The sequence below is a fragment of the Rosistilla carotiformis genome (assembly GCF_007753095.1).
Classification (GTDB): Bacteria; Planctomycetota; Planctomycetia; order Pirellulales; family Pirellulaceae; genus Rosistilla; species Rosistilla carotiformis.
The window spans coordinates 248,820-273,941 of sequence record NZ_CP036348.1 but is presented as its reverse complement, the minus strand read 5'-3'; the positions used below and the strand labels follow the sequence as shown (position 1 = coordinate 273,941).

At 58.4% G+C, this 25,122-nt stretch carries 24 protein-coding genes and 1 tRNA gene; 16 read left to right on the top strand and 9 right to left on the bottom strand.

All coding sequences use genetic code 11. From position 1 onward, the window contains the following. Positions 1 to 71 precede the first annotated feature (71 nt). The 4 genes from Poly24_RS01025 to Poly24_RS01010 all read right to left on the bottom strand — a co-directional run bounded on the left by Poly24_RS01025 (position 72) and on the right by Poly24_RS01010 (position 4,943). Positions 72 to 1,139 carry a methyltransferase domain-containing protein gene (locus Poly24_RS01025; RefSeq protein ID WP_145089207.1) on the bottom strand — a complete coding sequence of 356 codons (1,068 nt, stop codon included), beginning with the start codon at positions 1,137 to 1,139 and terminating at the stop codon, positions 72 to 74. Between the two features lie 208 nt (positions 1,140 to 1,347). After that, positions 1,348 to 1,947: a sigma-70 family RNA polymerase sigma factor gene (locus Poly24_RS01020; protein WP_145089204.1), complete on the bottom strand. Its 600-nt coding sequence runs from the start codon at positions 1,945 to 1,947 to the stop codon at positions 1,348 to 1,350. 1,491 nt (positions 1,948 to 3,438) lie between these two features. Further along, entirely contained in the window at positions 3,439 to 4,350 is a 912-nt protein-coding gene (gene rsmA / locus Poly24_RS01015) for a 16S rRNA (adenine(1518)-N(6)/adenine(1519)-N(6))-dimethyltransferase RsmA (RefSeq protein ID WP_231753398.1), read from the bottom strand. After that, positions 4,320 to 4,943 carry a riboflavin synthase gene (locus Poly24_RS01010; RefSeq protein ID WP_145089201.1) on the bottom strand — a complete coding sequence of 208 codons (624 nt, stop codon included), beginning with the start codon at positions 4,941 to 4,943 and terminating at the stop codon, positions 4,320 to 4,322. Before Poly24_RS01010 ends, rsmA begins: the two co-directional genes overlap by 31 nt. Before the next feature lie 209 nt (positions 4,944 to 5,152). On the opposite strand from Poly24_RS01010, the gene eno reads away from it, so the two are divergent. Together eno and Poly24_RS01000 are read left to right on the top strand one after the other, a co-directional pair. Further along, positions 5,153 to 6,430 carry a phosphopyruvate hydratase gene (eno, locus tag Poly24_RS01005; RefSeq protein ID WP_145089199.1) on the top strand — a complete coding sequence of 426 codons (1,278 nt, stop codon included), beginning with the start codon at positions 5,153 to 5,155 and terminating at the stop codon, positions 6,428 to 6,430. Positions 6,431 to 6,621: 191 nt separating this feature from the next. Beyond that, positions 6,622 to 7,947, top strand: coding sequence for a PQQ-binding-like beta-propeller repeat protein (locus Poly24_RS01000; protein ID WP_231753397.1), 1,326 nt, complete (start codon positions 6,622 to 6,624; stop codon positions 7,945 to 7,947). 120 nt (positions 7,948 to 8,067) lie between these two features. Here Poly24_RS01000 and Poly24_RS00995 read toward each other — a convergent pair whose 3' ends face one another. Next, positions 8,068 to 8,250: a hypothetical protein gene (locus tag Poly24_RS00995; protein WP_145089196.1), complete on the bottom strand. Its 183-nt coding sequence runs from the start codon at positions 8,248 to 8,250 to the stop codon at positions 8,068 to 8,070. Positions 8,251 to 8,693: 443 nt separating this feature from the next. Here Poly24_RS00995 and rpsU point away from each other — a divergent pair, with 443 nt between their 5' ends. The 5 genes from rpsU (at position 8,694) to msrA (ending at position 12,483) form a co-directional block, all read left to right on the top strand. After that, entirely contained in the window at positions 8,694 to 8,888 is a 195-nt protein-coding gene (gene rpsU / locus Poly24_RS00990; protein WP_145089193.1) for a 30S ribosomal protein S21, read from the top strand. Positions 8,889 to 9,014: 126 nt separating this feature from the next. Continuing rightward, positions 9,015 to 9,088, top strand: a tRNA-Val gene (locus tag Poly24_RS00985). Positions 9,089 to 9,171: 83 nt separating this feature from the next. Continuing rightward, a complete protein-coding gene (locus tag Poly24_RS00980) occupies positions 9,172 to 10,152 on the top strand; it encodes a HipA domain-containing protein (RefSeq protein WP_145089190.1) in 981 nt (326 codons plus the stop codon). Next, a complete protein-coding gene (locus Poly24_RS00975) occupies positions 10,149 to 10,916 on the top strand; it encodes an HIRAN domain-containing protein (protein WP_145089187.1) in 768 nt (255 codons plus the stop codon). The genes Poly24_RS00980 and Poly24_RS00975 overlap by 4 nt, the downstream gene beginning before the upstream one ends. A 418-nt stretch (positions 10,917 to 11,334) precedes the next feature. Then, the gene (msrA, locus tag Poly24_RS00970) at positions 11,335 to 12,483 is read left to right on the top strand and encodes a peptide-methionine (S)-S-oxide reductase MsrA (RefSeq protein ID WP_145089184.1); all 1,149 of its coding nucleotides are present in this window, start codon (positions 11,335 to 11,337) and stop codon (positions 12,481 to 12,483) included. A 157-nt stretch (positions 12,484 to 12,640) separates the two neighbouring features. On the opposite strand, the gene Poly24_RS00965 is transcribed toward msrA, so the two are convergent. Then, complete coding sequence (locus Poly24_RS00965) at positions 12,641 to 13,108, bottom strand: VOC family protein (protein ID WP_145089182.1); 468 nt, start codon at positions 13,106 to 13,108, stop codon at positions 12,641 to 12,643. A 548-nt stretch (positions 13,109 to 13,656) separates the two neighbouring features. On the opposite strand from Poly24_RS00965, the gene Poly24_RS00960 reads away from it, so the two are divergent. From Poly24_RS00960 to Poly24_RS00920, 9 genes are all read left to right on the top strand, one after another. After that, positions 13,657 to 14,694 carry a DUF1559 domain-containing protein gene (locus tag Poly24_RS00960; protein ID WP_145089179.1) on the top strand — a complete coding sequence of 346 codons (1,038 nt, stop codon included), beginning with the start codon at positions 13,657 to 13,659 and terminating at the stop codon, positions 14,692 to 14,694. A 107-nt stretch (positions 14,695 to 14,801) separates the two neighbouring features. Continuing rightward, entirely contained in the window at positions 14,802 to 15,272 is a 471-nt protein-coding gene (locus tag Poly24_RS00955; RefSeq protein ID WP_145089177.1) for a carboxypeptidase-like regulatory domain-containing protein, read from the top strand. Between the two features lie 208 nt (positions 15,273 to 15,480). Continuing rightward, on the top strand, positions 15,481 to 16,167 hold the full coding sequence (locus Poly24_RS00950) for a YqjF family protein (protein ID WP_145089174.1): 687 nt from the start codon (positions 15,481 to 15,483) through the stop codon (positions 16,165 to 16,167). 347 nt (positions 16,168 to 16,514) lie between these two features. Next, a complete protein-coding gene (locus tag Poly24_RS00945; protein ID WP_145089171.1) occupies positions 16,515 to 17,117 on the top strand; it encodes a sigma-70 family RNA polymerase sigma factor in 603 nt (200 codons plus the stop codon). Beyond that, a complete protein-coding gene (locus Poly24_RS00940) occupies positions 17,117 to 17,377 on the top strand; it encodes an anti-sigma factor family protein (RefSeq protein WP_145089169.1) in 261 nt (86 codons plus the stop codon). Before Poly24_RS00945 ends, Poly24_RS00940 begins: the two co-directional genes overlap by 1 nt. 257 nt (positions 17,378 to 17,634) lie before the next feature. Then, entirely contained in the window at positions 17,635 to 18,339 is a 705-nt protein-coding gene (locus tag Poly24_RS00935) for a YHS domain-containing protein (protein ID WP_145089166.1), read from the top strand. A gap of 126 nt (positions 18,340 to 18,465) precedes the next feature. Next, positions 18,466 to 19,176 carry a Crp/Fnr family transcriptional regulator gene (locus tag Poly24_RS00930; RefSeq protein ID WP_145089164.1) on the top strand — a complete coding sequence of 237 codons (711 nt, stop codon included), beginning with the start codon at positions 18,466 to 18,468 and terminating at the stop codon, positions 19,174 to 19,176. A gap of 346 nt (positions 19,177 to 19,522) precedes the next feature. Continuing rightward, positions 19,523 to 20,926 carry a neutral/alkaline non-lysosomal ceramidase N-terminal domain-containing protein gene (locus tag Poly24_RS00925; protein ID WP_145102541.1) on the top strand — a complete coding sequence of 468 codons (1,404 nt, stop codon included), beginning with the start codon at positions 19,523 to 19,525 and terminating at the stop codon, positions 20,924 to 20,926. Between the two features lie 188 nt (positions 20,927 to 21,114). After that, positions 21,115 to 22,227: an HD domain-containing protein gene (locus Poly24_RS00920; RefSeq protein WP_145089162.1), complete on the top strand. Its 1,113-nt coding sequence runs from the start codon at positions 21,115 to 21,117 to the stop codon at positions 22,225 to 22,227. On the opposite strand, the gene Poly24_RS00915 is transcribed toward Poly24_RS00920, so the two are convergent. From Poly24_RS00915 to Poly24_RS00905, 3 genes are all read right to left on the bottom strand, one after another. Then, positions 22,224 to 22,553: a hypothetical protein gene (locus Poly24_RS00915; RefSeq protein ID WP_145089159.1), complete on the bottom strand. Its 330-nt coding sequence runs from the start codon at positions 22,551 to 22,553 to the stop codon at positions 22,224 to 22,226. The genes Poly24_RS00920 and Poly24_RS00915 overlap by 4 nt on opposite strands. A 61-nt stretch (positions 22,554 to 22,614) precedes the next feature. Then, positions 22,615 to 24,429 carry a helix-turn-helix domain-containing protein gene (locus Poly24_RS00910; RefSeq protein ID WP_145089156.1) on the bottom strand — a complete coding sequence of 605 codons (1,815 nt, stop codon included), beginning with the start codon at positions 24,427 to 24,429 and terminating at the stop codon, positions 22,615 to 22,617. A 94-nt stretch (positions 24,430 to 24,523) separates the two neighbouring features. Then, positions 24,524 to 24,871: a hypothetical protein gene (locus Poly24_RS00905; protein ID WP_145089153.1), complete on the bottom strand. Its 348-nt coding sequence runs from the start codon at positions 24,869 to 24,871 to the stop codon at positions 24,524 to 24,526. Between the last annotated feature and the right edge of the window lie 251 nt (positions 24,872 to 25,122).

Below are 25,122 nucleotides of genomic sequence, written 5' to 3'. Positions count from 1 at the left end.
AGCCGACCAAGCGCAACTCCCCGCGCTGGAGTCGAGGCTTCAGCCGACCAATCGCACCTCACGACCCTAATCTAAAACCCGCCGTGATACGACGCGACCAGCTCGCGATCCGACAACGGTGTCTCGCTGCGACTGCCGTAGAAATAGAACGCCGAAGCGGCATCGCTGGCGGAGGCTTTATTGACGAGGTAGCGGTCGCAGTACTTCAGCGGAAAGAACATCAACCGCGAGGCGAGGCTGACCGCAGCCCGCATCCGATCGCTGGCGAAGAAGCTGAGCAGAAAATAACGCAGCGACCAAGCGAGCGCCGTCCCGGGACCGCAACTGATCCCGCTCTCGATCTCGTCGAACATCCGGAACAAGCGGCGATGGCCGAGTCGCGTGAAGCGGGTGAAGTCGAACTGCCGGCCGTGAACTTGCTGCATAAACGGCGTGTCGGAATAGACCAACCCGCCCGGCTTCAGCACGCGATGAATCTCCTGAACGCAGCGATGCGGATCGACGACGTGCTCCAAAACCGCTTGCACGATCACCGCGTCGACCGATTGGTCGGCGAAGGGGAGATCGTGGCCGTCGCAGACCAAACTGGTCCGCGGCGCGATCGCTGCGTCGGTTTCGATCAGCGTGATCCGCGGATCGTCGACCAGACAATCCATCCCACCGCCGATCACACCGCCACCGATCACCAGCACCACGGGATGCTCCGAACGCTCCAGCATCTGCTGCAACATCCGGGCGTAAACCTTGTCCGATGAAACGTTTAACGTCACATCGGGCAGACACCCACTGATCAGTTCACGGACCTTGCCGACAGGCCGAAAAAACGTCGGCTCCGCATTGGTGAACGTCTCGATGTCGAACAGACTCTTCTCGGGAACAACCAGTACCGGAACGCCATCGGCGACCGGATAGTTTCGCTCGCACGCGTCGCACTGCATCGCTTCGGCCGCGACCGACAACGCGCCGCTGCATCCGGGGCACTGCAGAATCTCGATCGCTTCGCGGCCAATTCGCAGACTGGCCGCAGCGGTTTCGCCAGCGCCGGCGTGCCCCGATTCGGACGAGAGCGCGGCGGAAGAAGCAACCTCAGCTTCGCGGCTGAGCGTATCTTGTAATGGAGCGTCTAAGGTTTCGATCATCGGTGCAACTACGGTGGGACCCACGGAATTGCCAAACAAGGCGGCTATCCCGAACCCTACGTCGCGTCGCTGCCGCAAACCGGGCGAATCCCAAACCAACCGCTGCGAACTCGCCATCGACGATAGCGATCGTACCGGTCCTAACAACGACGCAGCCGATGAAGACGCTGCGATCGAATCCGACCACAGCCGTGCAGAGAACGGCGACTTACGCAGCGTCGCACAGATAGCGACGGATCTGCTTGATCGCGCGATGCTTCTCGTTGCTGATCCGGCTGGGCGTCAGATCCATTCGCCCCGCGATTTCGGCTACTGTTAGACCCTCTTTCAGCAGCTCGATGATCCGCCGCTGCTGGTCGCTCAACTGAGTCGAAGCGACGCGCAAGACCTGTTCGATCTGGTCGTCGACGCGCGACGATTGATCGTCGACAACGCCGGGAGTGTCGAAATCGTCCAACGGGGCGTGCCGCTGACGCCGAACCCAACGCTTGACGATCCGCCAGATCGAACGGTTCAGCTCGCGACGCTCCTCGGATGCCGAAGCTCCGATCGCCGCGGTCAGTCGCTCGCGCGGAATCCGCTCCAACAACTCCGCCAACACCTGCTGAGTGCTATCGTTCCACTCGTCGCGAGGCATGTGAGCCGTCTGCCAACTCTTGGAACAATAGCGTTCGATCTGCTGGATCGCGTTGCTCTCCGAGGCGGGAGCGCTGCGAGCCGACGCGGTCTCGCCCGAACTGCAGATCAGCGCGGTGACAGCCACCGCTGCAAATCGTGAAATGTGCGGACTACCTGGCTTCTGTTTCATCGCAACCGTTGCCTTTGCTGTCAAATCAAGAACTCTCCGCGCGTACGCTACCTATCCCAATAGTCAGCCAAATCGGCCGATCTCGCAAGATTCTTTTCTAGAATCTTCATTTTTTGCAATTTTGGTGCAGAGTGACAACCTCAGGCGTCGCGAAGCGACGACACACAACAGCCAGTTCGACACTTCACCCTCCCCCAAACGAAGTTTGACACAGAGAGGGTCGAACCAGCGAAGCGAAGTTCGGGGAGGGGAGCCTGCGCATTACGAAACCGATCGATCCGAAGAACTGCCCTCCCCGAAAAACTAGCTAAACGCTCGTTTTCCGACCCTCCCAGCTTCGCCGGGCGGGTGAAACTGGCCGACACTTCACCCTCCCCCAAACGAAGTTTGACAGGGGAGGGTCGAACCAGCGAAGCGAAGTTCGGGGAGGGGAGTCTACACATATGGACGGCGATCGAGCCGACGAACCGCCCTACCCGAAAAACTAGCTAAACGCTCGTTTTCCGAACTTCCCAGCTTCGCCAGGCGGGTGAAACTGCTCGACACTTCACCCTCCCCCAAACGAAGTTTGACAGGGGAGGGTCGAACCAGCGAAGCGAAGTTCGGGGAGGGGAGTCTACACATATGGACGGCGGTCGAGCCGACGAACCGCCCTACCCGAAAAACTAGCTAAACGCTCGTTTTCCGACCCTCCCAGCTTCGCCGGGCGGGTGAAACGGCTCGACACTTCACCCTCCCCCAAACGAAGTTTGACAGGGGAGGGTTGAACCAGCGAAGCGAAGTTCGGGGAGGGGAGCCTGCGCATATGGACGGCGATCGAGCCGACAAACCGCCCTACCCGAAAAACTAGCTAAACGCTCGTTTTCCGACCCTCCCAGCTTCGCCGGGCGGGTGAAACTGCTCGACACTTCACCCTCCCCCAAACGAAGTTTGACAGGGGAGGGTCGAACCAGCGAAGCGAAGTTCGGAGAGGGGAGTCTACACATATGGACGGCGTTCGATCCGACGAACCGCCCTACCCGAAAAACTTGCTAAGCGCTCGTTTTCCGACCCTCCCAGCTTCGCCGGGCGGGTGAAACTGCTCGACACTTCACCCTCCCCCAAACGAAGTTTGACAGGGGAGGGTCGAACCAGCGAAGCGAAGTTCGGAGAGGGGAGTCTACACATATGGACGGCGTTCGATCCGACGAACCGCCCTACCCGAAAAACTTGCTAAGCGCTCGTTTTCCGACCCTCCCAGCTTCGCCGGGCGGGTGAAACTGGCCGACACTTCACCCTCCCCCAAACGAAGTTTGACAGGGGGAGGGTCGAACCAGCGAAGCGAAGTTCGGGGAGGGGAGTCTGCGCATTACGAAACCGATCGATCCGAAGAACCGCCCTCCCCGAAAAACTAGCTAAACGCTCGTTTTCCGACCCTCCCAGCTTCGCCGGGCGGGTGCGGTGAGGCGGTGGTAGCGCAGCATCCTGGACCCGAAGAAAACCGCCCCGGCGTTACTTCGCCTCGGCGCTCGCGGTCCCCAGCTCATTGATCAGCTCGATCGTTTGGGCGACGGTCAGACGCTCGGCTCGGATCTCGCCGCTGAAGCCCAGCTTCTCAAGCACGGCGTCGACTTGGGCTTTGTCCAATTCGCCTTTCATCGCGCTCAGCACGACGCTGCGAAGGAACTTGCGGCGGTGGAAATAGAGCGCACGCAGTTTCTCATGAAAGAAATCGATGTTGTCGATCCGCGCCCGCAAATTGGCATCGGTGTCGATCCGGATGATCGCCGAGGTGACTTTGGGTGGCGGCCAAAAGACGCCCGGCGGCAGCGTGCGAACGATGCTCGCATTGGCGACACTCTGGATCCAGATGCTCAGCGCACTGTAGTCCTTCGTACCGGGTGGAGCGACGATCCGATCGGCCAACTCCTTTTGAATCGTCACCGAGATAACATCGGGGATCGGATCGTTGCGAAGCAGATTCGAGATGATCGGCGTGGCGACGTTGTACGGCAGATTGGCGACCAACTTAAAACGCCGCCGCTTGGCCGGCAGTTTATCGAACTCCTGACGGATGTTTTCCAGCAGTTCGGGGTCGAAGTTGTTCTTGTTTTTCAGCGCGTCGTGCAACCGCATCGTGACATTCGGCAGATCCTCCAACTCCTCCTGAGCGATCTGAGCCAGGTTGGTGTCGATTTCAACAGTGATCACATGCGCCGCTCGGGCCGCCAAACGCGTTGTCAGCGAACCGGTCCCGGTGCCAATTTCCAACACGAGGTCGCGGTCATCGATGTCCGCACTGTCGGCGATCAGATCGACGAGATTCAGGTCGATCAAGAAGTTCTGGCCAAACCGAGACAGCGGGCGCATGCCCGTCTGTTGGAATCGTTTTGTCAGGTAGCTGGCGGTTTGTCGGTTGACCATCTGTCTTCTGTTTCCAATTGACGCTGAACGTATTTCGCCAACACGTCGGTTTCGATATTCACGCGATCGCCGACGGCAAGCCTGCCCAGCGTTGTCGCTTGCAATGTGTGCGGGATCAACGCCACGCTGAAGCGGTCGTCCTGCACGTCGACCAACGTCAGACTGACGCCGTCGACCGTTACGCTCCCCTTGGATGCCATCTGCCGAGTCAGTTCGGGCGGCACGCCAAACCACAGTTTAGCCCACGGCGGGTCTTCTTCACGCAAAATCAACGTCCCCAAGGCATCGACATGCCCCGAAACGTAGTGCCCGCCGAGTCGGTCGCCAGCTCGCAGGGCTCGTTCCAAATTCACAAGCGAACCCGCGACCAGCTGCCCCAAATCGGTTCGGCTGAGCGTTTCCTCCCCCGCTTCGAAGGACAGCCGCTGGCCGTCGATCTCAATTACGGTCAAGCAACAGCCATTGATGGCGACGCTATCCCCGATCTGAGCCCCTTCGGCAACGGGGCCGGCATCGACCTCGATCCGCTTGCCCGGCGACTGCGGAAGGAGCTGAGCGACGGTGGCGAGGTGTTCGACGAGACCTGTAAACATGCAATCCAATCCAGGAGTTCGAATCGCGGCCGGCTGAGCTCTCGACGACTGGTGAGGATTAACGCGTCCGCTTCTCAAATCTTGGGCTTTGAGGCAAAATATCGACCCAGCCCTCCGTTTTTATAACACGCCTTGCCCGCAGCGATAGACGCCACCGGGTTGAAACAGGGCGAGCAATCGATTCCTCCCAACAAGCATCGGACATTAAAATGAGCTTGATTGAAAACGTACACGCCCGTCAGATCATGGATTCGCGCGGCAACCCAACCATCGAATGCGAAGTCACTCTGATGGATGGCAGCTTTGGCCGCGCCGCGGTCCCCAGTGGGGCCAGCACCGGCGTCCATGAAGCTTGGGAACTTCGCGACGGCGACAAATCGGTCTACATGGGCAAAGGCGTCCTCAAGGCGGTTGCCAATGTAAACGACAAGATCGCCGCGGTTCTGGCCGGCATGGACGCGATCGACCAACGCGCGATCGACAGCCGCATGTGCGAACTCGACGGCACCGCCAACAAGAGCGAATTGGGAGCCAATGCGATCCTGGGCGTCTCGCTGGCCACCGCCCGCGCCGCCGCTCAATTCACCCAACAACCGTTGTACCGCTACCTCGGTGGCGTCAACGCGTCGATCCTGCCAGCACCGATGATGAACATCCTCAACGGTGGTTCGCACGCTGACAACTCGGTCGACATCCAAGAGTTCATGGTGATGCCACTGGGCTTCAATTCGTTCAGCGACGGCCTGCGTGCCGGCACCGAAATTTTCCACAGCCTGAAGAAGGTTCTGTCCAGCAAGGGCTTGAACACTTCGGTCGGCGACGAAGGTGGTTTCGCTCCTAACCTGGGCAGCAACCGCGAAGCGTTGGACCTGATCATGCAAGCGATCGACAACGCCGGCTACAAAGCGGGCGAACAGATCTTCATCGCTTTGGACGCAGCTTCGACCGAGTTCTACGACGGCGATTCGAAGAAGTACAAGATCGACGGCAAGGAACTCAGCGGCAGCGAAATGGTCGACTTCATGGCCGACTGGTGTGCCAACTACCCGATCTGCTCGATCGAAGACGGATGTGCCGAAGACGACTGGGACAGCTGGAAGCTGATGACCGAAAAGCTGGGCGACAAAGTCCAATTGGTCGGCGACGACTTGTTCGTGACCAACACCGAACGCCTGCAACGCGGCATCGACGAAGGCATCGCGAACAGCATCCTGATCAAGGTCAACCAAATCGGTACGCTGACCGAAACGATCGAAGCGATCCAATTGGCCAGCCGCGCCAAGTACACCAGCATCTCCAGCCACCGCAGTGGCGAGACCGAAGACAGCACGATCGCCGACTTGGCCGTCGCTCTGTCGACCGGACAGATCAAGACCGGTTCGGCCAGCCGCAGCGACCGCATGGCGAAGTACAACCAATTGCTTCGCATCGAAGAGGAACTGGGCAGCGAAGCGCAATACGGCGGACCGCTGTTCCCAACCAAATAGTCGCTCGGACTAGCCAGGGAACTAAAGTGACGTATCGGCGATTCAGGTCGTTGATGCGTCGAAGCGGTGGCCCGCACGGCGACCGCCAAGCTATAGTGAATCGCAAATGCGGCAGCGACCAACGGACGCTGCCGCATTTGTTTTGTAAACACTCGCGACACCGAACCACCACTTCCCAAGGAGCTTCCCCCATGCGATCGCTGCTGACACTCTGCCTCGCTCTGGCCGCCGCCATCCCAACTCAGGCCGATTGGCCACAGTGGATGGGGGAAAATCGCGACGGTAACGTAGGCGGAACCGGATGGATCAAGTCGATCCCCGCCGAAGGCCTGAAGACCGTCTGGCGGATGCCGATCAAGGGAGGTTACGCCGGACCATCGGTCGCCGATGGACGTGTCTATGTAACCGACTACGTCCGCACCTCGGGCGAAGCGGTCAACGATCCGGGAGCCCGAGCGACCCTCGGCGGCCAAGAACGCGTCCTCTGCTTCGACGCCAAGACCGGCAAAAAGATTTGGGAACACGCCTACGATTGCTCCTACAGCATCTCCTACCCGGCCGGCCCACGCTGCACCCCCACCGTCGATGGCGACCGCGTCTACGCTCTCGGTGCCGAAGGGGACTTGTTCTGCTTGTCGACTGCCGACGGCAGCGTCATCTGGCAGCGCAGCTTCAAAAAGGACTTTAATTCCGCAGTCCCGATCTGGGGACACGCGGCTCACCCACTGGTCGATGGCAATCAATTGATCTGCATGGTTGGCGGCGAAACTCAATCGGTCGTCTCGCTCGACAAGATGACCGGCAAAGAGATCTGGAAACGCCCCACCGTTGGCAACGACATCGGTTACTGTCCGCCTCGCATCATCCAAGCCGGCGGCACACGGCAACTGATCACCTTCAGCCCCAAGGGAATCGAAAGCCTCGATCCCAAGACGGGCAAGCCATTCTGGGATGTCCCCCTCACCCCGCTCTATGGCATGTCGATCACGATGCCGCAGCATGACGGGAACCTAATGTTTGCCAGCGGGATCGGCTCCGAATCGGTGATGCTGGAACTGGGCAGCGACCAACCGACCGTCAAGGAACTGTGGCGCGGCGAGCAGAAGACATCGATCTATTGTGCCAACTCGACGCCGATGATCGTCGACGGCGTGATCTACGGCAGCGATTGCCAAGTCGGCCACTTCGCAGCGATCGACACCAAGACCTCCGATCGACTGTGGACCACCTTTGCCCCGACGACTGGTGGCGAGCGACGTGCCAAACACGGAACCGCCTTTGTCACCAAACACGGCGACCAGTTCTTCCTGTTCAGCGAGACGGGGGACCTGATCATCGCGGCGATCGATTCGAAAGAGTACCGCGAAATCGGCCGCTTCCACGTCCTCGAACCGACCGGCGAATGCTTCGGCCGCTCGGTCGTCTGGTCGCACCCGGCGTACAGCGGCAAACATCTGTTCGCTCGCAACGACGAAGAGATCGTTTGCGTTTCGCTGGACGCGGACGACTACAAGTAGGCCCGACCTACCGGGCAGCCAACCGACGATTCCAGCCCGGCAGAGCGTTGCCGCGAGCGAGATCAAATCAAACCGGCGTCGAGCGATCGAGCCGGTTTTTTTGTGGGCAATTCGCGTCGGCTACTCCGCCGCGTCGAGATCGCCGTCACCCATCGCCGTGATTCCCAGTTCGGCAAGCACACCGTCGAGCTTGGCTTGCAGCTCATCCAACTGGGTTAAGACATCATCCTGACGACGATCGAGGTCGTGCAGCAGATCGCCCGGTTTCATCGTCGCAGCAGTTGGAGGGTTTGCGGGGGACATCCTTGCCTCGGAATCTGATAATGCTGTATCAATGGCGGGCATCGTGCCCCTTCCTAATGCAAGGCTTCATCGGCCGCTGCGACAGCAAAAAATGCCCCCCGGTCCGATTGTTCCTCTGCTGACGCCTGCGAAGAATAGGGAATTTTGGCAGGCTTTACGGCAAGGGGGTCATGATCTGCCCAAAAATGACCGATTCATGGAGAGGGAACGTTCCAGATCGGCCCTCGCGCGCCGCCGGCTCCAGGGCAACCAAACAGCTGAAAATTACCGAAGTCCAGTGGACAAAGCAGCTTATCGGTTGTTACTATGTCCGACCTAGCTGTTTGCGATGTATGTTTGGGAGTTCTCAAAGTGTATCGCTGCGTTGGAATGAAGCGTTCCGACGAAAGCCCCAACCTTTCAATTTTGGAGGGCGAAATCCGAACCTATGTGCAGGAAAAATAATGGTTAAGTTGGTTGTCCGTGATCGGGAGACGATTCAAGAAGCAGTCCGTCGATTCCGCAAACTCGTAGAGCGCAGCGGCATCAAGAAAGAGATGCGACGTCGCGAATTCTACGAAAAGCCGAGCGAAATCAACCGCCGCAACCGTCTGCGTGCCGAACGCCGCAGCAAGCGCAACCGAATGATCTCCGGCTAGAAATTCCGCTTTAGATTCAACCACTCAAGCGACGATAGCAAGATCACCAAGGCCGACTGCAAACAGCAAGTCGGCCAGATCGCAGCCCACCCGGCGCGATCCCGCATCGCAAGCGATGCGACCCAAGGGCGTTTAGCTCAGTTGGTTAGAGCACCTCGTTTACACCGAGGGGGTCGGGGGTTCGAGTCCCTCAACGCCCATTTGTCCGCAAAACAAAAACACGAAAAGCCCTGGCTTCCCCGCGAAGCCAGGGCTTTTTTCGTAGAGCGACCGAACATCGATATTGAAGGAAGCACGTCAAGGCTTAACATGCCAAGGTGGCGACGACCTCTACACTTGGGTAACAACCGTGGCAAGCTTTCCGATCTACAAAGTTAGCTCGCTCGACTCCGAAGACCTGGAGCAACTGGGAACCAAACCCAAGTACTGGTACCACGACGGTGACCGGCGAATGATGTTCAAGGCAGAAAACCGCCAAACCGGCGAAGACTGGGCCGAACGCATCGCCTGCGAAATCTGTCAAGAACTAGGACTTCCTCACGTACACTACGAACTGGCTTTTGACACCCACCAAAACCTACCTGGCGTGATCTGCCAGAACATCGCTGCCAAACCACGAAGCCTAATCCTTGGCAACCAACTCCTGCTGGAAGTCGATCCTGCATACCCGAGCGCTGATGAGAAACACTACAGCGTGCAAGAACACACTGTCGACGCGGTCTGGGAAGTCGTTTCAAAACTCGCCCCTCCCGATCAAATCGCTTCGGTTCCCCACGAGGCATCCTCGGCGGGAGCGGTATTTATTGGGTACACGATCCTCGACGCACTGATAGCAAACCAAGATCGCCATCACCAAAACTGGGGTGCGGTCCGCGGTGACACGACGCAACTTGCTCCGACCTTCGACCACGGGGCAGGCTTGGCACGGAACGAAACGGATCTCAAGCGACGGCGAAGACTGGACGCTGGCGATTCACAGCGGCAAATGGACGCCTACACGTCGCGTGCGCGATCTGCTTTCTTCCGCAACTCTCAAGACACACGAACGATCACCACCTACGATGCGGCCGAAGCGTTCTCGCAACGAAACATTCAAGCGGCGACGATCTGGCTGCAGAGACTCCAGCATTTGTCGCCACATAAATTGAGTGATATCGTTAACAGAGTCCCCGAATCGCGCATCTCTCTAACAGCTCGTGAGTTTACAATCCGACTGCTGGAGATTAATCGAACCCGATTGCTCAACCTCATCGCCACCTTATGACTCCCCCCAACCAAACCGTCTTCGTTGCCTGGCATGCTGAACAGCCGATGCCTCGCTGGGCCGCCGTCGCCCGCCTCGATTGCCTCTACAGCGAACTGGGGGACCGTCGCTTTCGCTTCAGCTACACCGAAGGGGCCCGATCGATCGAAGGGTTCCGTCCGTTGGACGGCATGGAAGATCTGCACCAGGTTTACGAGTCAACAAGCCTCTTCCCAGTATTCAAGAACCGTTTGCTACCCGCTTCGCGCCCCGAGTTCCGGCAGTTTTTGGAGTGGAATGGTTTCGACCCCGACGACCCGCCCGAACCACTGCTTCTATTGGGGCGAAGCGAAGGAATCCGCAAGACCGATGCAATCGAAGTTTTCCCCAAGCCGGTGCCAGATTCCCAAGGTTGCTTCGTCAATTTCTTCTTTGTCCACGGAATTCGCTTCCAGCCTACTGCCGCGGAACGGATCTCTCACCTGCATCCTGGCGATTCACTCACCGTACGACAGGAACCTGAAAACCCCATCGACCCGCATGCAATCGCTCTCGAAGCGAATGGATCGATGCTCGGGTACACCCCTCGCTATCTGGCTCGCGACATCGAACGACTGCTCAGCCAATGCCCCGCCGAAACAGTTCGCGTTGTCGTACAACAAGTGAATCTGGATGCACCGCTGCAACAACGCCTGCTGTGCCGGATGAACGCCTGCTGGCCGGCCGGTTTCCAGCCTTGCGACACCGTCGACTACCAACCGATTTCCAGTTTGGTTCCGCGTTAAGAAGCCCCTGTTGAATCCGCTCCGCTCCAGAACATTCAACAAATGGAGAAGCGAACATCCACAAAACAGCTGGTTTTCACGCGAAACTCTGACCGTTCAAAAGCCAAGTCAACGGGCCCGTAGGACGATGCAACGTGCAAGCGCTCCAGCAGGGCTCCCAAGAACTGATGCCCTGACATTCAGAGCGACAGGAACGGGATTAACTGCGTAGCACTACAGTCACGCCTTCATCTCGAGCTTTCGCCCCGAGCTACCGATGCTGCCCCCTCCGGGGCGACGTCGCCACTCCCAAACAACACGCACCACCTTACCGCGGGGGATCGGTGACTTTCTGAACATATTTTGCGTAAGAATCCTGCGATGGCTCCGTCCCAATAGGGTACAGACAGTACCTAGCCTTTATTTGGGAGATTCATCCATGACCAGGCAACGCACGTTTCTCTTTTTGATTCCATTGCTCGCGATCGCAGGGTTTTCGGTTTGGTTGATCGCCGGCGACCGGAACTCCAGTTCCAGCAAACAGCTCAACATCCCCGCCAACGCAAAAATCGAAACCGCTATATTCGCTGGCGGCTGCTTTTGGTGTATGGAGCCCCCCTTCGAGAAGCAAGCCGGCGTGATCGCCGCTGAATCGGGCTACACTGGCGGCCATAAGAAGAACCCCACGTACGAAGAGGTTTCGCATACCGACACCGGACATGTCGAAGCGGTCCGCGTGACGTTCGATGCAAACCAAATCGCCTACTCGGACCTGCTGGAGATCTTCTGGCGGAACATCGACCCGACCGATCGCTACGGCCAGTTTGTCGATCAAGGTAGCTCCTACACGTCGGCGATCTTCGTCGCCAACGACGCGCAACGCGAACAAGCGACCGCCTCGAAACAACAGCTCGCCGAATCGGGACGCTTCGAGAAAGAAATCGTCACGCCGATCCAAGACGCTTCGACTTTTTACCTGGCCGAAGACTATCACCAAGACTACTACAAGAAAAATCCGTTGCGATACAGCTTCTACCGACGCATGTCGGGACGCGACGAGTTCATCGATGCGGCCTGGGGAGACGACCGCAACTACCACCCCAAAACAAAAGCCGCCGCTGCAGCGAGCACCGATTCGGCAGACGCCGGCAGCCGGTATTCTCGCCCCAGCGAAACGGTGCTGCGCGACAAGCTGACCGATTTGCAGTACCGCGTCACGCAACAGGACGCCACCGAACCGCCTTTCAAGAACACTTACTGGGACAACAAACAGGCGGGGATCTATGTCGACTTCGTCTCCGGCGAGCCATTGTTCAGTTCCAAGGACAAGTTCAAATCGGGGACCGGTTGGCCTTCGTTCACTCGCCCGCTGGTCCGCGATAACGTCGTCGAACACACCGATTACAAGCTGATCCTGCCGCGCACCGAGGTCCGCTCCAAACACGGCAATTCGCACCTGGGACATGTTTTCAGCGACGGCCCCGAACCGAACGGGCTGCGGTACTGCCTGAACTCCGCCGCCCTCCGCTTCATTCCTGCCGATGAACTCGAGGGCCAAGGCTACGCCGAGTTTGCGGAGTCGCCTTAATCCCATCCTCGCTCGAGATTCCAGGAAGCCGTTCGACGAAGACAGAAACATTATGGATGTTACGGCTTGGCGGTTGCGTTTCTCGCGGCCACAAGCTTTTTGCACCGCAGGGAGAAGCGTCGCAGCCTCGCTTCGAATTGCCCCCAAAAGGGAACAATCACTTGCCTTCGTAAATCGCTTGTAGCCGGTTCATGTCGAGCTTGGTCATCTGCCAAACCGCTTCGAGCACACGAGCGCCGACCGCCGGATCGGGATCGTTGATCCACTGGCCGATCTGCGCCGGCACGATCTGCCAAGAGAGGCCAAACCGATCGGTCAGCCAGCCGCACTGTACCTCAGCGCCGCCTTCGCTCAGAGCGCTCCACAGCCGATCGATCTCCTCCTGCGAATCGCACCCCACCGACATCGAGAAGGCAGGAGTGAACTGCCACGGCTGTCCGGTGTTGAGGGCGACAAACGCCATCCCGGCCAATTCGAAATCAACGGTCAACACATTGCCTTCGGCCGGGTGCTTCAAGACCCGCACGATTTTCGAATTGGGAATGACCGAGACATAAAAGTTCGCCGCCGCTTCGGCGCAATTTTCGAAAGATAAAAACGGAGTGATCTTTTGTGCAATCTGCATCGCTTTGTTTCCGCAAGGGTTGATTCTGAAGTCGCCCGAGAGGCTCTCTACCTATAAGTAGTCGACCGACAAACGCCGCGATCGACATCGTATCGACAAAGCGATTTGGGACAGAAAGACCGCTCACTGACTTCGGCGCGACCTAGCACCCCGCCGGCGCGATACACCGATCCAGGGGAAGCGGAAGAAACCGGCAGACCGCACCGCATCGACACGATGCTACCTCTGTCGACGCAACTGAAACAAACGGGGCCATCGCCCTCCACCTGAATCTCACAAAAGCAGAAACCAGCCAATCTGGCCAACCCCAACGATCCACATTGACAATTGCGGTCATCGCATCGGGTTCTAGAATAGATTCGCTTAGGAAGATAAACACCCGCTGCGGCGCATTTTGCGTGCATTCAGTGCACGCTCCCCACCCGATGTCCAGCGAAGGCTACGTGCAACCGTGCTCGTGTTGCAACACACACCAGCTCTTCCGATGTCCGCGAGTGCTTCGTTTTGCGCCGCTTTATCCCTGCCCCCCCCATTTTGGCATCCATCCCATGAAACAATCCCGTTCTGCCTTTACACTCGTTGAACTTCTCGTCGTGATCGCGATCATCGGCATCCTGGTCGGCCTGCTGCTACCCGCCGTCCAAGCCGCTCGCGAAGCAGCGCGGCGAATGCAGTGCTCCAACAGCATGAAACAGCTCGGCCTCGCACTGCACAATTACCACGACACCCACGGCAGCTTTGTTCCCCGGGCGACCGGAACGACCAGCGGCACCTTCCAGAACAATGGCCGCTTGAACGGGCTGATTCCATTGATGCCGTTCTATGAACAAGGGCCGATGTACGACCAGATCGCCGCAGGCGATGGCACCAGGCCTCCGTTCGGCGGCAACACCTGGGACTCCTGGACACCGTGGAACGTTGCCCCCGAAATGCTGCACTGCCCCTCGGATAACTTCTCCGGAAACCAAACCAACCACTTCAATTACCGATTCAGTCTCGGCGATCAAATGGGAAGCACCCGCGATGCGACCTCGGTCCGCGGAGTCTTTGCAAAACGGGATGGCAGCCGATTTCGCGACATCCTCGACGGTACCAGCAACACGATCGCGATGAGCGAACGGAAGGTGAACTCCTACAGCCAAGGAACCCGAACCGGAACCATCCGAGTCGCGGAAGGAGTCACCACAGGCGTCGCGGATATCCAACTGAGCCCACTGAACTGCCTGGCCGAGACCGATGGCACGTTCTACCTGGATGCCAGCGTCGTCAAAGGACGCGGCGGATGGTGGCTTGCCGATGGGCAAGCCGAACGGGCCGGCTTCAACACAGTACTGCCCCCCAACTCGGCCAGCTGTGCCGATGGAACCAGCTCTAGCGGCGACAGCGTCACCTCGGTGATCACACCTACCAGCAACCACCCCGGCGGCGTGATGACACTGCGTGCCGACGGCTCCACTCACTTCGTCGCCGAAACGATCGACACCGGCGACCTCAGCCAACCGGAACGAACGAGCGGGCTCAGCCCTTATGGCATCTGGGGTGCCATGGGTAGCAAAGCGGGCGGAGAACCGACTGCGGGAATCTAGACGAGTCCTTGCACTTCCGCCCCCAAACCCTTCGTTTCCATCCCCATTCCACTCGCAAGCCAGCCCACCAGTGGCTGGCTTGCGAATTTTTATAAGTGTCCCAAACGATGAATTTAAAAAAATTAGCAAATAACAGCGCAGCGATCACCGCGACCTTCGCACTAGCGATGATGACAGGCTGTGGATCCAGCGGCCTCCCCGAAGATGCAGCTGCCGTCGAAGGCGTGGTCACCTATCAAGGCAGCCCCGTTGCCGACGCGGTGGTCACCTTTCGCTCCCAGACGGGCTTCAGCGCCGTTGGCAAGACCGCCCCAGACGGCCGCTACCAATTGAGTTCGGCCAGCATCCCGGGAGGAACAAAAATTGGCGATTATCAAGTGACCGTCGTCAAACGCGAAAAGCTCGACAACGCGATGCTGACAGAGGACGACCCGAACTACACAGGCCAACAACAACAGACTGCTCCACAGAAACCAAAGTACTTGGTCCCCGAACGCTACAGCCGTCCCACTACCAGCGGCCTCGAAGCGACCGTTGCCACCGGCCCCAACGAAATCAATTTCGATTTGACGGATTGATCTCGGCCTCTCGAGTAAAGCATTCCGCAACGCTCGAAAGCCTTCTGCACCCTGGCCCCCCTCCGCCACATCGGTGGACGTCATACGTTAGGATACCTCTCCCTGCCAGCGGCGCCGCAACGCCCGATGGCAACGCGTACGACTCGGTTCCCACGAACCGAGTCCCTGCGATTCGCCCCTTCCAGGTGATGTATCAAACGAGACACCCATGAAGTTCCTGACGGCTCATTGGAAGCATCTTCTGCTTGCCAACTACAATGTGCAGGCCGCCCTCCTGGAACCGTTTGTTCCGAAGGGAACGCAAATCGACGCGTTCGAGGGTCAGATCTACGTCAGCCTTGTCGCCTTCATGTTTGAAGAGACGCGTCTTGCTGGCATCCCGATTCCATTTCATCGGCATTTCGAAGAGGTGAATCTGCGGTTCTACGTCTCCCCAAAAAAAGATCCGTCGATTCGAGCTGTCACGTTCATCAAAGAGCTCGTTCCCAGACGGATCATTCCGTTGATCGCAAACAACCTCTTCCATGAGACCTACGCCGCTGTGCCAATGGACCACGGCAACGACCCCAAACGTCATTGGTACTCGTGGCAAAACGCGTCGCACAACCGGTTCGCTGCGAACATCGATTCCGAACTGGTTCTTCCCCCCGCCGGCTCGCTTGGCGAATTCATCACCGAACACTACTGGGGCTACTCCCAAGGTCCTCGGCGAACGCTGCAATACGAGGTCCGGCATCCTCAGTGGCGATGCTGTCAGATCGAAGATTTTGAAATCGACGTCGACTTTGCAGCGACCTACGGCGAGGCGTTTGCGTTCCTCAACACGCAGACGCCGGCCAACGTCCAATACGCCGAAGGCTCCGCCGTTTCGGTCTCCTTCCCAAGCCAGCTTTGAACCATGGCAAGCCAACAACAACTTTTAATTCGAGCGTGGCGATGCCTCGGGCAAACCGGTCCTCGACGACGCCCCTAGATGAAAGCCGCCGGAAATCCAGACTGCCAGGCTTGGGCGGTATTCGCAAACGCCGAGGATCGTTCCCCGCTGCGATGACGGATCGATGACAGCTGCCGACAAACGCATGCGAAGCCGACAATCTGTAGCCCGAAGCTTGAGTTTCGGGCACTTGCTACGCATTTCGTTTATGATGCCTACGAATCGTGAGCTAGATCACATCGCAACGGCTCTGGATCACGTTCAATAAGAGCGCTCGATGGCGATCATCTATTCACGGTTTGAGATTCATGGACATTCCTGCAGAGCCTGCCCCCGATGCACCGCTCCGCCCCGCAGACTGGGTCGACGAACATGGCGATTATTTGTTTCGATACGCCATCTCGCGGTTGCGCAGCGCCGAAGCGGCGGAAGAGGTAGTGCAGCAGACGTTCCTGGCAGGCTTGGAGCATGTGCAACAATTCTCCGGCAAAGGGACCGAACGGGGCTGGTTGACCGGCATCTTAAAACGCAAGGTCATCGATCTAATTCGCGTTCGCCAGCGGACCGAAAACTTGATCGCAGAGGACGGAGGGGACCCCATCGACCAAATGTTCGATCGCAGCGGGCACTGGAAGCGAAGCCTTGGATCGACCCTGATGCAACCACTCGATTCGCTCGAACGGGAGGAATTTTGGCCAATCTTGCGGCAATGCCTCCACGGTTTGCCAACGAACCAAGCCGATGCGTTTACATTGCGGGAAATGGACGACATGGGAACCGAAGAAATCTGTAAGGAACTTGCGATCACTCCGTCAAACCTCTGGGTCCTGCTTCACCGGGCACGGATTCGTCTGGCGCAGTGCATGAAAACTCGCTGGAACCAAGACCGGGACCAACCCGCCCCCGCATAATGTTCAGCTGCAAAGAAATCACCAAACTCGTCTCCGATTCGCTTGAAACCAAGCTAACGCTTCGGCAGCGGGTCGAGCTGTGGATGCATCTGCGGATCTGTCGGCTGTGCGCCGCATTCCGGCGCGACGTCGATTCGCTGCATCACCGCACCCAACAGCACGCGGCAGAATTCGACAACGATCCCAGCATCGCACAAGCGAAGCTCTCTCCAGAAGCTCGCCAGCGGATCAAGCAAGCGATCGCAGCCCGCAACGACTGAGCGAGAAGCTCTCTGCTCGCCCTCTCTCCGCTGCGCGACTCACGCGCCGCCAAGCCATTTGCAACCAAGCAATCCAAAGGTGACGCAGCTCTCTGCGCGTGGCCTCCCTTGTCGCTGGTAAGCGATCGCGCGATGTCGTCGCCTGGCTGACAAAAAAGTTTCCCACCCGCTGTAAGGATCTCCGCCTCCCCCCGTCCTCCCCGGTGAAACGTCCCCATTCCTGAAACCATCCCTCCCGCTTCAAGGAAGCCTTTTACATGCTGCATCAACGCACCCGCCTTCGATCGCTCCTGACCGCCGCCACCCTGTCGACCTGCCTGATTGCCGCCCCGCCAGCCGATGCGCAATCGGGAACGCGAGCCCCTCGCCCTGCCCCGCCGGCAGCGAATGCTGGCAGCCAAAGCCGCGCAGCTCAACCGCCAGCGGGAGGCAGCCAGAGTCGGATGGCACAGGCAAAGATCGCGATGGATGGCTATTGCCCAGTTTGCGTGATCGACATGAAGAAGTGGGTTCGTGGAACGACGCAGTTCCAGGCGAACTACGACGGGAAGACCTATCTGTTCCCTGGCGAAGAGCAGAAGCAGATGTTCCTAGCCGACCCCGCGAAGTACGTCCCCGCGTTGGGCGGCGACTGCACCGTCTGTTCGGTCAACATGTCGCAGCGGATGCCTGGCAAGGTTCAGCACTCGGCCCTCTACGGCGGCCGCTTGTACCTGTTTCCTGGCGAGGAACAAAAAGAGGCATTCCGAGCCGACCCAACAAAATACGCCAACATCGACCTCGCGATGAACGGCCTCTGTTCGGTCTGCCGCGTCGAGATGCAGAAGGATGTGCCTGGAAAGCCGGAGATCGCGACGGTTCACCAAGGCCTGCGGTACCTTTTCCCCAGCGACGAGCAGCGAAAAATGTTCCTCGCCAATCCAGCCAAATACGCCGTTCCCAGCAACGCACCACTCAATTAGCTGACGAAGTTCGAGCTTTCGTGTGCGAGGCAACCGATGTTCACGCGTCTATCTAGGGGAGTTCTGCGAGCCAACCGCGATCCATCCCCGACCTTCTCGTGCTGCGAATAACAAAAGGACACGGATATGCCCAACAAAATGTGGCACCTGAAAAACTGTGACCTCTTCGCTCGGCTGATGCCAGAACAGATCGAGCGGCTCGAAATGCGAAGCCGCTCCCGTTCGTTTCGAGCCCGCAGCCCGATCTACCTTCCCAGCGAGAAAGCGGACAGCGTGTTCCTGCTGACCAAGGGATTGGTCAAAGTTTGCAACCACACCCCCGATGGCAAGCAATCGATTTTGGCGTTTGTGGAGCCAGGGGAACTGTTTGGCGAGCTGGCTTTGTTTGCCGATGCGGCGCGCGAGGAATACGTCGAAGCGGTCGAGGCGGCGACGGTGGTGATGATTCCTGCGGTCGAACTGCAAGAACTGATGTCGCAGCACGGCGGCGTCGCGTTTGCCATCACAAAAATGATCGGCTTGCGGCGCAGCCGAATCGAACGCCGCTTAAAGAACTTGTTATTCCTATCCAACCGCGATCGGCTGATCCATCTGCTCCTCGACCTCGCCGAACAATTTGGGGCGGTCGCCGACGATGGGATCCGGCTGCGGATCAACCTCGCCCACCAGGAGATCGCCAATCTCCTAGGCAGCACGCGAGAAACCGTCACGATCCTGCTGGGCCAACTGCGTGCCGAAGGTTTCATCCACGTCGGCCGCCGCAAGATCGTACTGACCGACCCGCAGCGACTCTCGCAAACCGTGCATCGCAAAATCCCCTACCAACTGCTCACCTAGCACCGCCCCACCAACTCCCGCAAGGTCCACGAAGACGCCCGTCATGCAAACGTGACGTTTGCCGCAGTCATCCGCGCTGCGTGCTCCACAGCCCCACCCCGCTGCGGAAAACGTGCCTCGCCCGGCCCAGCAAAAACCGCTTCGGGAACTTGAGCCCCGACTCCACTCGGCAATGTTGTCATACAACTTGGAGGCGTCGCTCCGTTCGGGCTGTTATACTCTGGAAAGTCCTCGTCGATCCGGCGTTCCTCCTGCGGGCTCGCTTCTCACCACGATCGCGTTGGATCTGTCATCCTGCCTACAGATCGAATTCACTCTCGAAGGAAACAAGGAAGAGGTCTCCGCCATGTTGCGTCTTGCTCCGTTTTGCCTGCTGTTGATCGCCGCCGCGATCGCCCCACTGAATGCCTCCGCCGCGGAAAAGCCAGCGTTTCGCGCCGGTGCTGCGATGGCCGATATCACGCCGCCCCTTGGCGAACTGGTTGTCGGCAACTGGGTTCCGATTCCCGCTCAACACATCCACGACCCGCTGCATGCGAAGTGTTTGATCCTGGACGACGGCAAGAACCGGATCGGTTTTGTCGTCTGCGATAACGTTGGGATTTCGCGCGAGATCTGGGACGAAGCGCGCGAGCAGGTCGATCAAGCCGGCGCGATCGCCGGTGAAAATCTGTTGATGTCTGCAACACACACACACAGCGCCACGCGAGCGACTTCGGAAAAATACCGCCCGATTCTGGTTGCCGGAATCGTTAAAGCGGTCGCCGAAGCGATCGAGAATCTCGAACCTGCAAAGATCGGCTGGGGTTCGGGAGAGGAGCCGTCGGAGGTATTCAACCGCCGCTGGCACATCGGCGATGAAAAGCAGCGTCGCAATCCGTTTGGCGGCGTCGATATGGTTCGCATGAATCCACCCAGCGGTCACCCGACCTTGATCAAACCGGCGGGCCCCGTCGATCCCGAGATCTCGTTCATCAGCGTTCAATCGATCGATGGCCGCCCGATTTCGCTGTTGGCCAATTATTCGTTGCACTACGTCGGCGGCGTGGGCAAAGGAGAGGTCTCGGCCGATTACTTTGGCGTCTTTTCGGAGCGGATCGGCGAGCTATTAAAAGCAACCGACAGCGACAAGCCTTTTGTTGGGATCCTGACCAACGGCACCAGTGGCGATGTCAACAACATCAACTTCCGCGACCGCGGCCGTCCCTACAAGCCATACGAAAAGATGACCGAGGTCGCGCACAAAGTAGCCGACAAGGTGATCGACGCGCACGCCAAGATCGAATTCCAGGAATGGGTGCCGTTGAGCGTTGCTCACCGCGACCTGACGCTGAAGGTCCGAAAACCGGACGCCGCGATGCAGGAGTACTTTGCGTCGATCGAAGCGCTGCCCGAGGGGGCTGAAGTGTACCACCGACACCAGAAGACTTACGCCGGCCGCGTCAAGCGACTGCTGGAAGGTCCCGACCAATGGGATGTTTTGTTGCAAGCGGTGCGGATCGGCGACCTGGCGATCGCCGCGATCCCGTTTGAAGTCTTCACGCAGATCGGACTGGACATCAAACAGAAGGCTCCATATGGCGACGCCTTCACGATCGAACTGGCCAACGGCGGCTATGGTTACCTGCCCACACCGGCTCAACACAAACTGGGCGGCTACGAGACCTGGATGGGAACCAACCGCGTTCAACTGGACGCATCGGACCGAATCACCGAGACCCTGCTAGAATTGATGCAGGATTTAAAATAGTTGCCGTTGGGCAACGGCTACGCATGATGCAACAAGCGATCGAAACCCCATCACGGCAATGCGGTGATGGGGCATGCGTGGTCATTGTTCAATCACTTGATATTTCATGAGAGATCATTTACCGTAAATTTCATCAACAACCTTCCGTTACTCGATCTTTCCGGCTCGCATCGTTCGAGCCTCGCGAAATGGCATCACCCAAATTGCGTCATGCAATCGCTTGGGAAGCAGCTCGGCTGCTGTACGATCACGAAGAATCCGAATACTACCGAGCCAAGCTGAAGGCGGCGCGGCGGGTTCAAAAATCTTGGGTCAAACCGGCCGATCTCCCGAGTAATGCGGAGATCCGGGACCAGGTTCAGATGATGGCGCGGATGCATGAAGGGGATCTTGGGCATTCCCAGCGGCTGCACAAAATGAGGCTGCGCGCTCTTTGGTGGATGCGTCAGTTGCAGGCGTTCCATCCCTATCTGATCGGCAGCGTTCTGACCGGGCACGTCCGCGATGGTTCGGACATCGACATCCATGTCTTCGCCAGCAACCCGCAGTCGATCTTGATGCACGTCGAAGAGACGGGGAGCGGTTGCCAGATGGAGCGTAAGCGGATTCGTAAGGATGGCGAAGAACGTGTCTTTACCCACATTCATGTCCGCGATGAATTTCCGGTCGAACTGACAGTCTACCATCCCTCGTTGATCGGACATCGATTCAAGAGTTCGATCACTGGGAAGGCGATCGAACGCGCGACGCTATCGCAACTGCAGCAGTTGATCGAACGGGAACACGGTCAGGCGATCGATCAGCAGGATCACGTGTTGGAAGAAGCCGAATGCCAAGTCGATCGGTTTCAATTGTACGAGTCGTTGCTGTGGCCTCTGGAAAACGTCAAGCAAAACCTGAAATATCATCCCGAGGGAGATGCACTTTATCACAGCTTGCAAGTCTTCGAACACGCGCGCGACGAGATGCCCTACGACGAGGACTTCCTATTGGCGGCGCTACTGCACGACGTCGGCAAGGCGATCGATCCGCAGGACCATGTCGCTGCGGGGCTCGAAGCGCTCGATGGATTCATCCAACCGCGAACCGCTTGGTTGATCGAACATCATATGCTGGCGCACCAGTTGCGTGATCGAACACTGGGCGTCCGAGCCCGTCGACGACTGGTGGAACATCCCTGGCACGACGACTTGGTGGCGCTCTCGGATGCCGATCGGCGGGGACGTCAGCAGGGAGTGGAGGTGGATGATGTCGGCGATGCGCTCGACTATATCCGCAGCCTCGAAACGATGTTTGGTTAACGCCGCAGGGTTGGTTTCCAGGGATCGACCGCGCGGGAGGTGCTTGGAAAGTCGACCGGTTGCCGGCGGTCGGCGACCGGTGTCGGTTCGGCCCCATCGACGTGGATCGCCAAGCGTTTCTCGAGGCTCTCGACCCGTTCGGTCAAAACGTTATTGAGCAGTTCCAGCCGGTTGGCCCGCTCGCGTTCGTAGCGGTAATCCGCGAGCAGCCGCTCGGATTCCGATTCCAGCTGAGCCGCTTTGTCGCGTCCAAACAGGCTGCAGCCTGTCGATGCTGGTAACAGCATCACGACGCACAATAGAAAAACGGCTGGGGGATTCATCATCGAAGCCTGAACGGAAAATGCAGGGACATCCGCAGCGAGCCGCGCGGATTCTATTCCCCTTTTAGCCGTTCATGCCCAATGCACTCAAGATCGTTTCGGTCAACGAGCTGATCGGGCTGGTCGTTTCGCTGTAAGTCCAGAGATTGCGGACCAAATCGGTGGTCATCATCCCCCCGACGCTCATCATCAACAGAATGCCTGCCAGGGCCGATACGTTCCAGATGGAAAAGGGGACCTCGTAACCTGGCGCTACCACCGATTTCGGCAGAGGGGCGTTGGAAACGATCAACTCCTCTTCCACGCCATCGGCAACCAAGCCCGCTTCGTCGATCCCTTGCGCGTCGTCAGCTAGCAATTCGTTCCGCTCGGCCCACCCGCGGCCGTCGCCGGTGCTGGGGTCGACAAAGCCTGCATCGCCAAGATCCATGGCGCTACCAAACGCGTCCGATTCTTCGATCTCGATGACTTGCGACGCGCTGTCATCATCGGCTTCCAGACCGATTCCCGACGGAGACAGCTGAAACTCTTCGTCCGCTTTAAAATCGACAAGCGATCCGCTGCCGCCAGCCGAACGGCCGCTGCTGCCGGGTCCCGAACCAGGTGTCACGCCGCTGCCGTCACCGCCGAGATCCAATGCAGAAATGCTGGATCCTGCCAAATCCAACGGTTCGCTCTCCAGCGACAGTCCGCTGTCCGATGGGCTCATCAGATTGATACCACTGTCGCCGACGACCGAAATGTCGCTCCCCGCTCCGCCAAGAACGAGGTCGTCGTCATCGTCTGAAATGACCAGATCGTCGTCGTCGTTCAGGGCATCATCGATATCGGAGATGTCCGAAAGGGCCGATTCCATGTTCAAATCGCCCAGCAGCGAAGGTTCGCTGTCGCCGCTGATCAAGCTGCCCGATCCCCCTTGGTCAACGCCCAGAAGGTCGAGTTCAGAAAGGACGTCGTGTTTCGATTGCGGCTTCGCTCCGCGAATGGCTGGCGAATCGGTCAGGTCGATCTCTTCGTCGCTGTCTTCCATCAGCCCCAATTCGCCCATCGGGTCGTCGACATCGCTGTCGGCTGCCAGCGAAATCTTGGGGGGATGGATCGCGCTATCTCCCAATCCCGACCCCGCTACGGCGTCGTAGTCCTGTTCGAAGGTGAGATCCAGATCGCTGTCACCGGTCGCGGGTTCGGAGAGCGAAAGATCGATTTCGCCCCCATCGCTGGCCGCATCTTCGGCCAGGCTGAGATCGATTTCTCCGCCGTCCGAAGGGCTGTCCCCAGCAAGGCTCAGATCGATACTCAGGTCGACATCGTCGTCGTCGACGGGCGAATGCCCCGAGGTAGCCAATTCCAATTCGCCCAGCGAATCGTCGGCCAGGCTGAGGCTGATCTTGTCCGCGGCACTTTCCTCGAACGAATCCAAGCCTTCGTGCTCGCCTCCCGCATCGGTGACCAGATCATCGCTATCGAGCTTCAATTCGTTGGCGATGATTTCCACGTCGCTGTCGCTGCTCGACTTCGACGAAGATCGGGCAACCAATGCCACATCGCTTCCCTGTTCGTCGGATTCCCCTCCGATTTCCAAATCGCTGTCGTCGTTGAGATCGCCGCCGATGATCCGGCTGCCCGATCCAGCCCCTTGTTCGGCCACCAGGATTGCGGAGCCTTCGTCATCATCGCTGATGCCAAAGCCGGAGTAGATCCCCGAATCGCCTTCGAGTCCATCGGCCAACAAACGGTCGATTTCATCCTTGGGGAACTTCCAACTGGCGCCATCCTTAAAGGCACGGACATCGCCACTGGAACGCATTTCAACCAGCTTTTCAGTTGGAATGCCCAACAGCTGTGCAGCTTCTTCGAGGGGGATGAATTTGTTTGCCATGACCTACCGAACCAGTGTCTGAAAAGGAAGAGAGAAGCGCGATGTTGATTCACGTTCCACTGGCGGCCATCGGGCAAGCGGGAGACCGACCGGTCTAACGCTCAACCATCTGCCGGATTTCGGTCGGCAGCGGCGCAGTGGCGTTGTATTCGTCTAAGGAAAAATCCCAGGTCAGCCGACGACTGCTTTTCAGCGTAATCTGACCTGTGGGTCCGTCTATATGATACACCAGCATCGTGCCGCGAGTAGCATTTACGATTGTAATCTGCTGGCCATCATTTGCTTGAGGATTTACAAAACCCAGCAATTCTCCAGCTCCGGCCACCAGAGCCGGCCGAGATGCCTCGGGTTTCGCCTGCGTCTCCCCCGCTCCCGAACCGGGCGAAACGGTCGCCAAAACGAGCGTAAAGACAGCAATCACAAGTCCCAGCCATAACCGCATCGCACCCATCTCCCTATCGTGTGCCATCTGCGGAAAACATCCTTCTCGGCATTATGAATCGTTACTCGAAAGCTTCAAGCGCTTTCGGCGTCGTTCTGCCGCGCGGTGCCGCTACGAAGGATATTTGCCGCACAATCGAATCAGTCGTTTAGACCGACGGTTGTAGGACGGTCGGGCATTCAACATCAAGATCGATCTGTGATAGCAAGCGGAGTGGTTTCGCCAGGAAACTGAACGATAGGTCACGAAAC

What these genes read in the sequence shown, in the direction of transcription:
- Poly24_RS01025 (WP_145089207.1), bottom strand. Translation starts at nt 1,139, where the DNA reads ATGATCGAAACCTTAGACGCTCCATTACAAGATACGCTCAGCCGCGAA.
- Poly24_RS01020 (WP_145089204.1), bottom strand. Translation starts at nt 1,947, where the DNA reads ATGAAACAGAAGCCAGGTAGTCCGCACATTTCACGATTTGCAGCGGTG.
- rsmA (WP_231753398.1), bottom strand. Translation starts at nt 4,350, where the DNA reads ATGGTCAACCGACAAACCGCCAGCTACCTGACAAAACGATTCCAACAG.
- Poly24_RS01010 (WP_145089201.1), bottom strand. Translation starts at nt 4,943, where the DNA reads ATGTTTACAGGTCTCGTCGAACACCTCGCCACCGTCGCTCAGCTCCTT.
- eno (WP_145089199.1), top strand. Translation starts at nt 5,153, where the DNA reads ATGAGCTTGATTGAAAACGTACACGCCCGTCAGATCATGGATTCGCGC.
- Poly24_RS01000 (WP_231753397.1), top strand. Translation starts at nt 6,622, where the DNA reads ATGCGATCGCTGCTGACACTCTGCCTCGCTCTGGCCGCCGCCATCCCA.
- Poly24_RS00995 (WP_145089196.1), bottom strand. Translation starts at nt 8,250, where the DNA reads ATGTCCCCCGCAAACCCTCCAACTGCTGCGACGATGAAACCGGGCGAT.
- rpsU (WP_145089193.1), top strand. Translation starts at nt 8,694, where the DNA reads ATGGTTAAGTTGGTTGTCCGTGATCGGGAGACGATTCAAGAAGCAGTC.
- Poly24_RS00975 (WP_145089187.1), top strand. Translation starts at nt 10,149, where the DNA reads ATGACTCCCCCCAACCAAACCGTCTTCGTTGCCTGGCATGCTGAACAG.
- msrA (WP_145089184.1), top strand. Translation starts at nt 11,335, where the DNA reads ATGACCAGGCAACGCACGTTTCTCTTTTTGATTCCATTGCTCGCGATC.
- Poly24_RS00965 (WP_145089182.1), bottom strand. Translation starts at nt 13,108, where the DNA reads ATGCAGATTGCACAAAAGATCACTCCGTTTTTATCTTTCGAAAATTGC.
- Poly24_RS00960 (WP_145089179.1), top strand. Translation starts at nt 13,657, where the DNA reads ATGAAACAATCCCGTTCTGCCTTTACACTCGTTGAACTTCTCGTCGTG.
- Poly24_RS00955 (WP_145089177.1), top strand. Translation starts at nt 14,802, where the DNA reads ATGAATTTAAAAAAATTAGCAAATAACAGCGCAGCGATCACCGCGACC.
- Poly24_RS00950 (WP_145089174.1), top strand. Translation starts at nt 15,481, where the DNA reads ATGAAGTTCCTGACGGCTCATTGGAAGCATCTTCTGCTTGCCAACTAC.
- Poly24_RS00945 (WP_145089171.1), top strand. Translation starts at nt 16,515, where the DNA reads ATGGACATTCCTGCAGAGCCTGCCCCCGATGCACCGCTCCGCCCCGCA.
- Poly24_RS00940 (WP_145089169.1), top strand. Translation starts at nt 17,117, where the DNA reads ATGTTCAGCTGCAAAGAAATCACCAAACTCGTCTCCGATTCGCTTGAA.
- Poly24_RS00935 (WP_145089166.1), top strand. Translation starts at nt 17,635, where the DNA reads ATGCTGCATCAACGCACCCGCCTTCGATCGCTCCTGACCGCCGCCACC.
- Poly24_RS00930 (WP_145089164.1), top strand. Translation starts at nt 18,466, where the DNA reads ATGCCCAACAAAATGTGGCACCTGAAAAACTGTGACCTCTTCGCTCGG.
- Poly24_RS00925 (WP_145102541.1), top strand. Translation starts at nt 19,523, where the DNA reads ATGTTGCGTCTTGCTCCGTTTTGCCTGCTGTTGATCGCCGCCGCGATC.
- Poly24_RS00920 (WP_145089162.1), top strand. Translation starts at nt 21,115, where the DNA reads ATGGCATCACCCAAATTGCGTCATGCAATCGCTTGGGAAGCAGCTCGG.
- Poly24_RS00915 (WP_145089159.1), bottom strand. Translation starts at nt 22,553, where the DNA reads ATGATGAATCCCCCAGCCGTTTTTCTATTGTGCGTCGTGATGCTGTTA.
- Poly24_RS00910 (WP_145089156.1), bottom strand. Translation starts at nt 24,429, where the DNA reads ATGGCAAACAAATTCATCCCCCTCGAAGAAGCTGCACAGCTGTTGGGC.
- Poly24_RS00905 (WP_145089153.1), bottom strand. Translation starts at nt 24,871, where the DNA reads ATGCGGTTATGGCTGGGACTTGTGATTGCTGTCTTTACGCTCGTTTTG.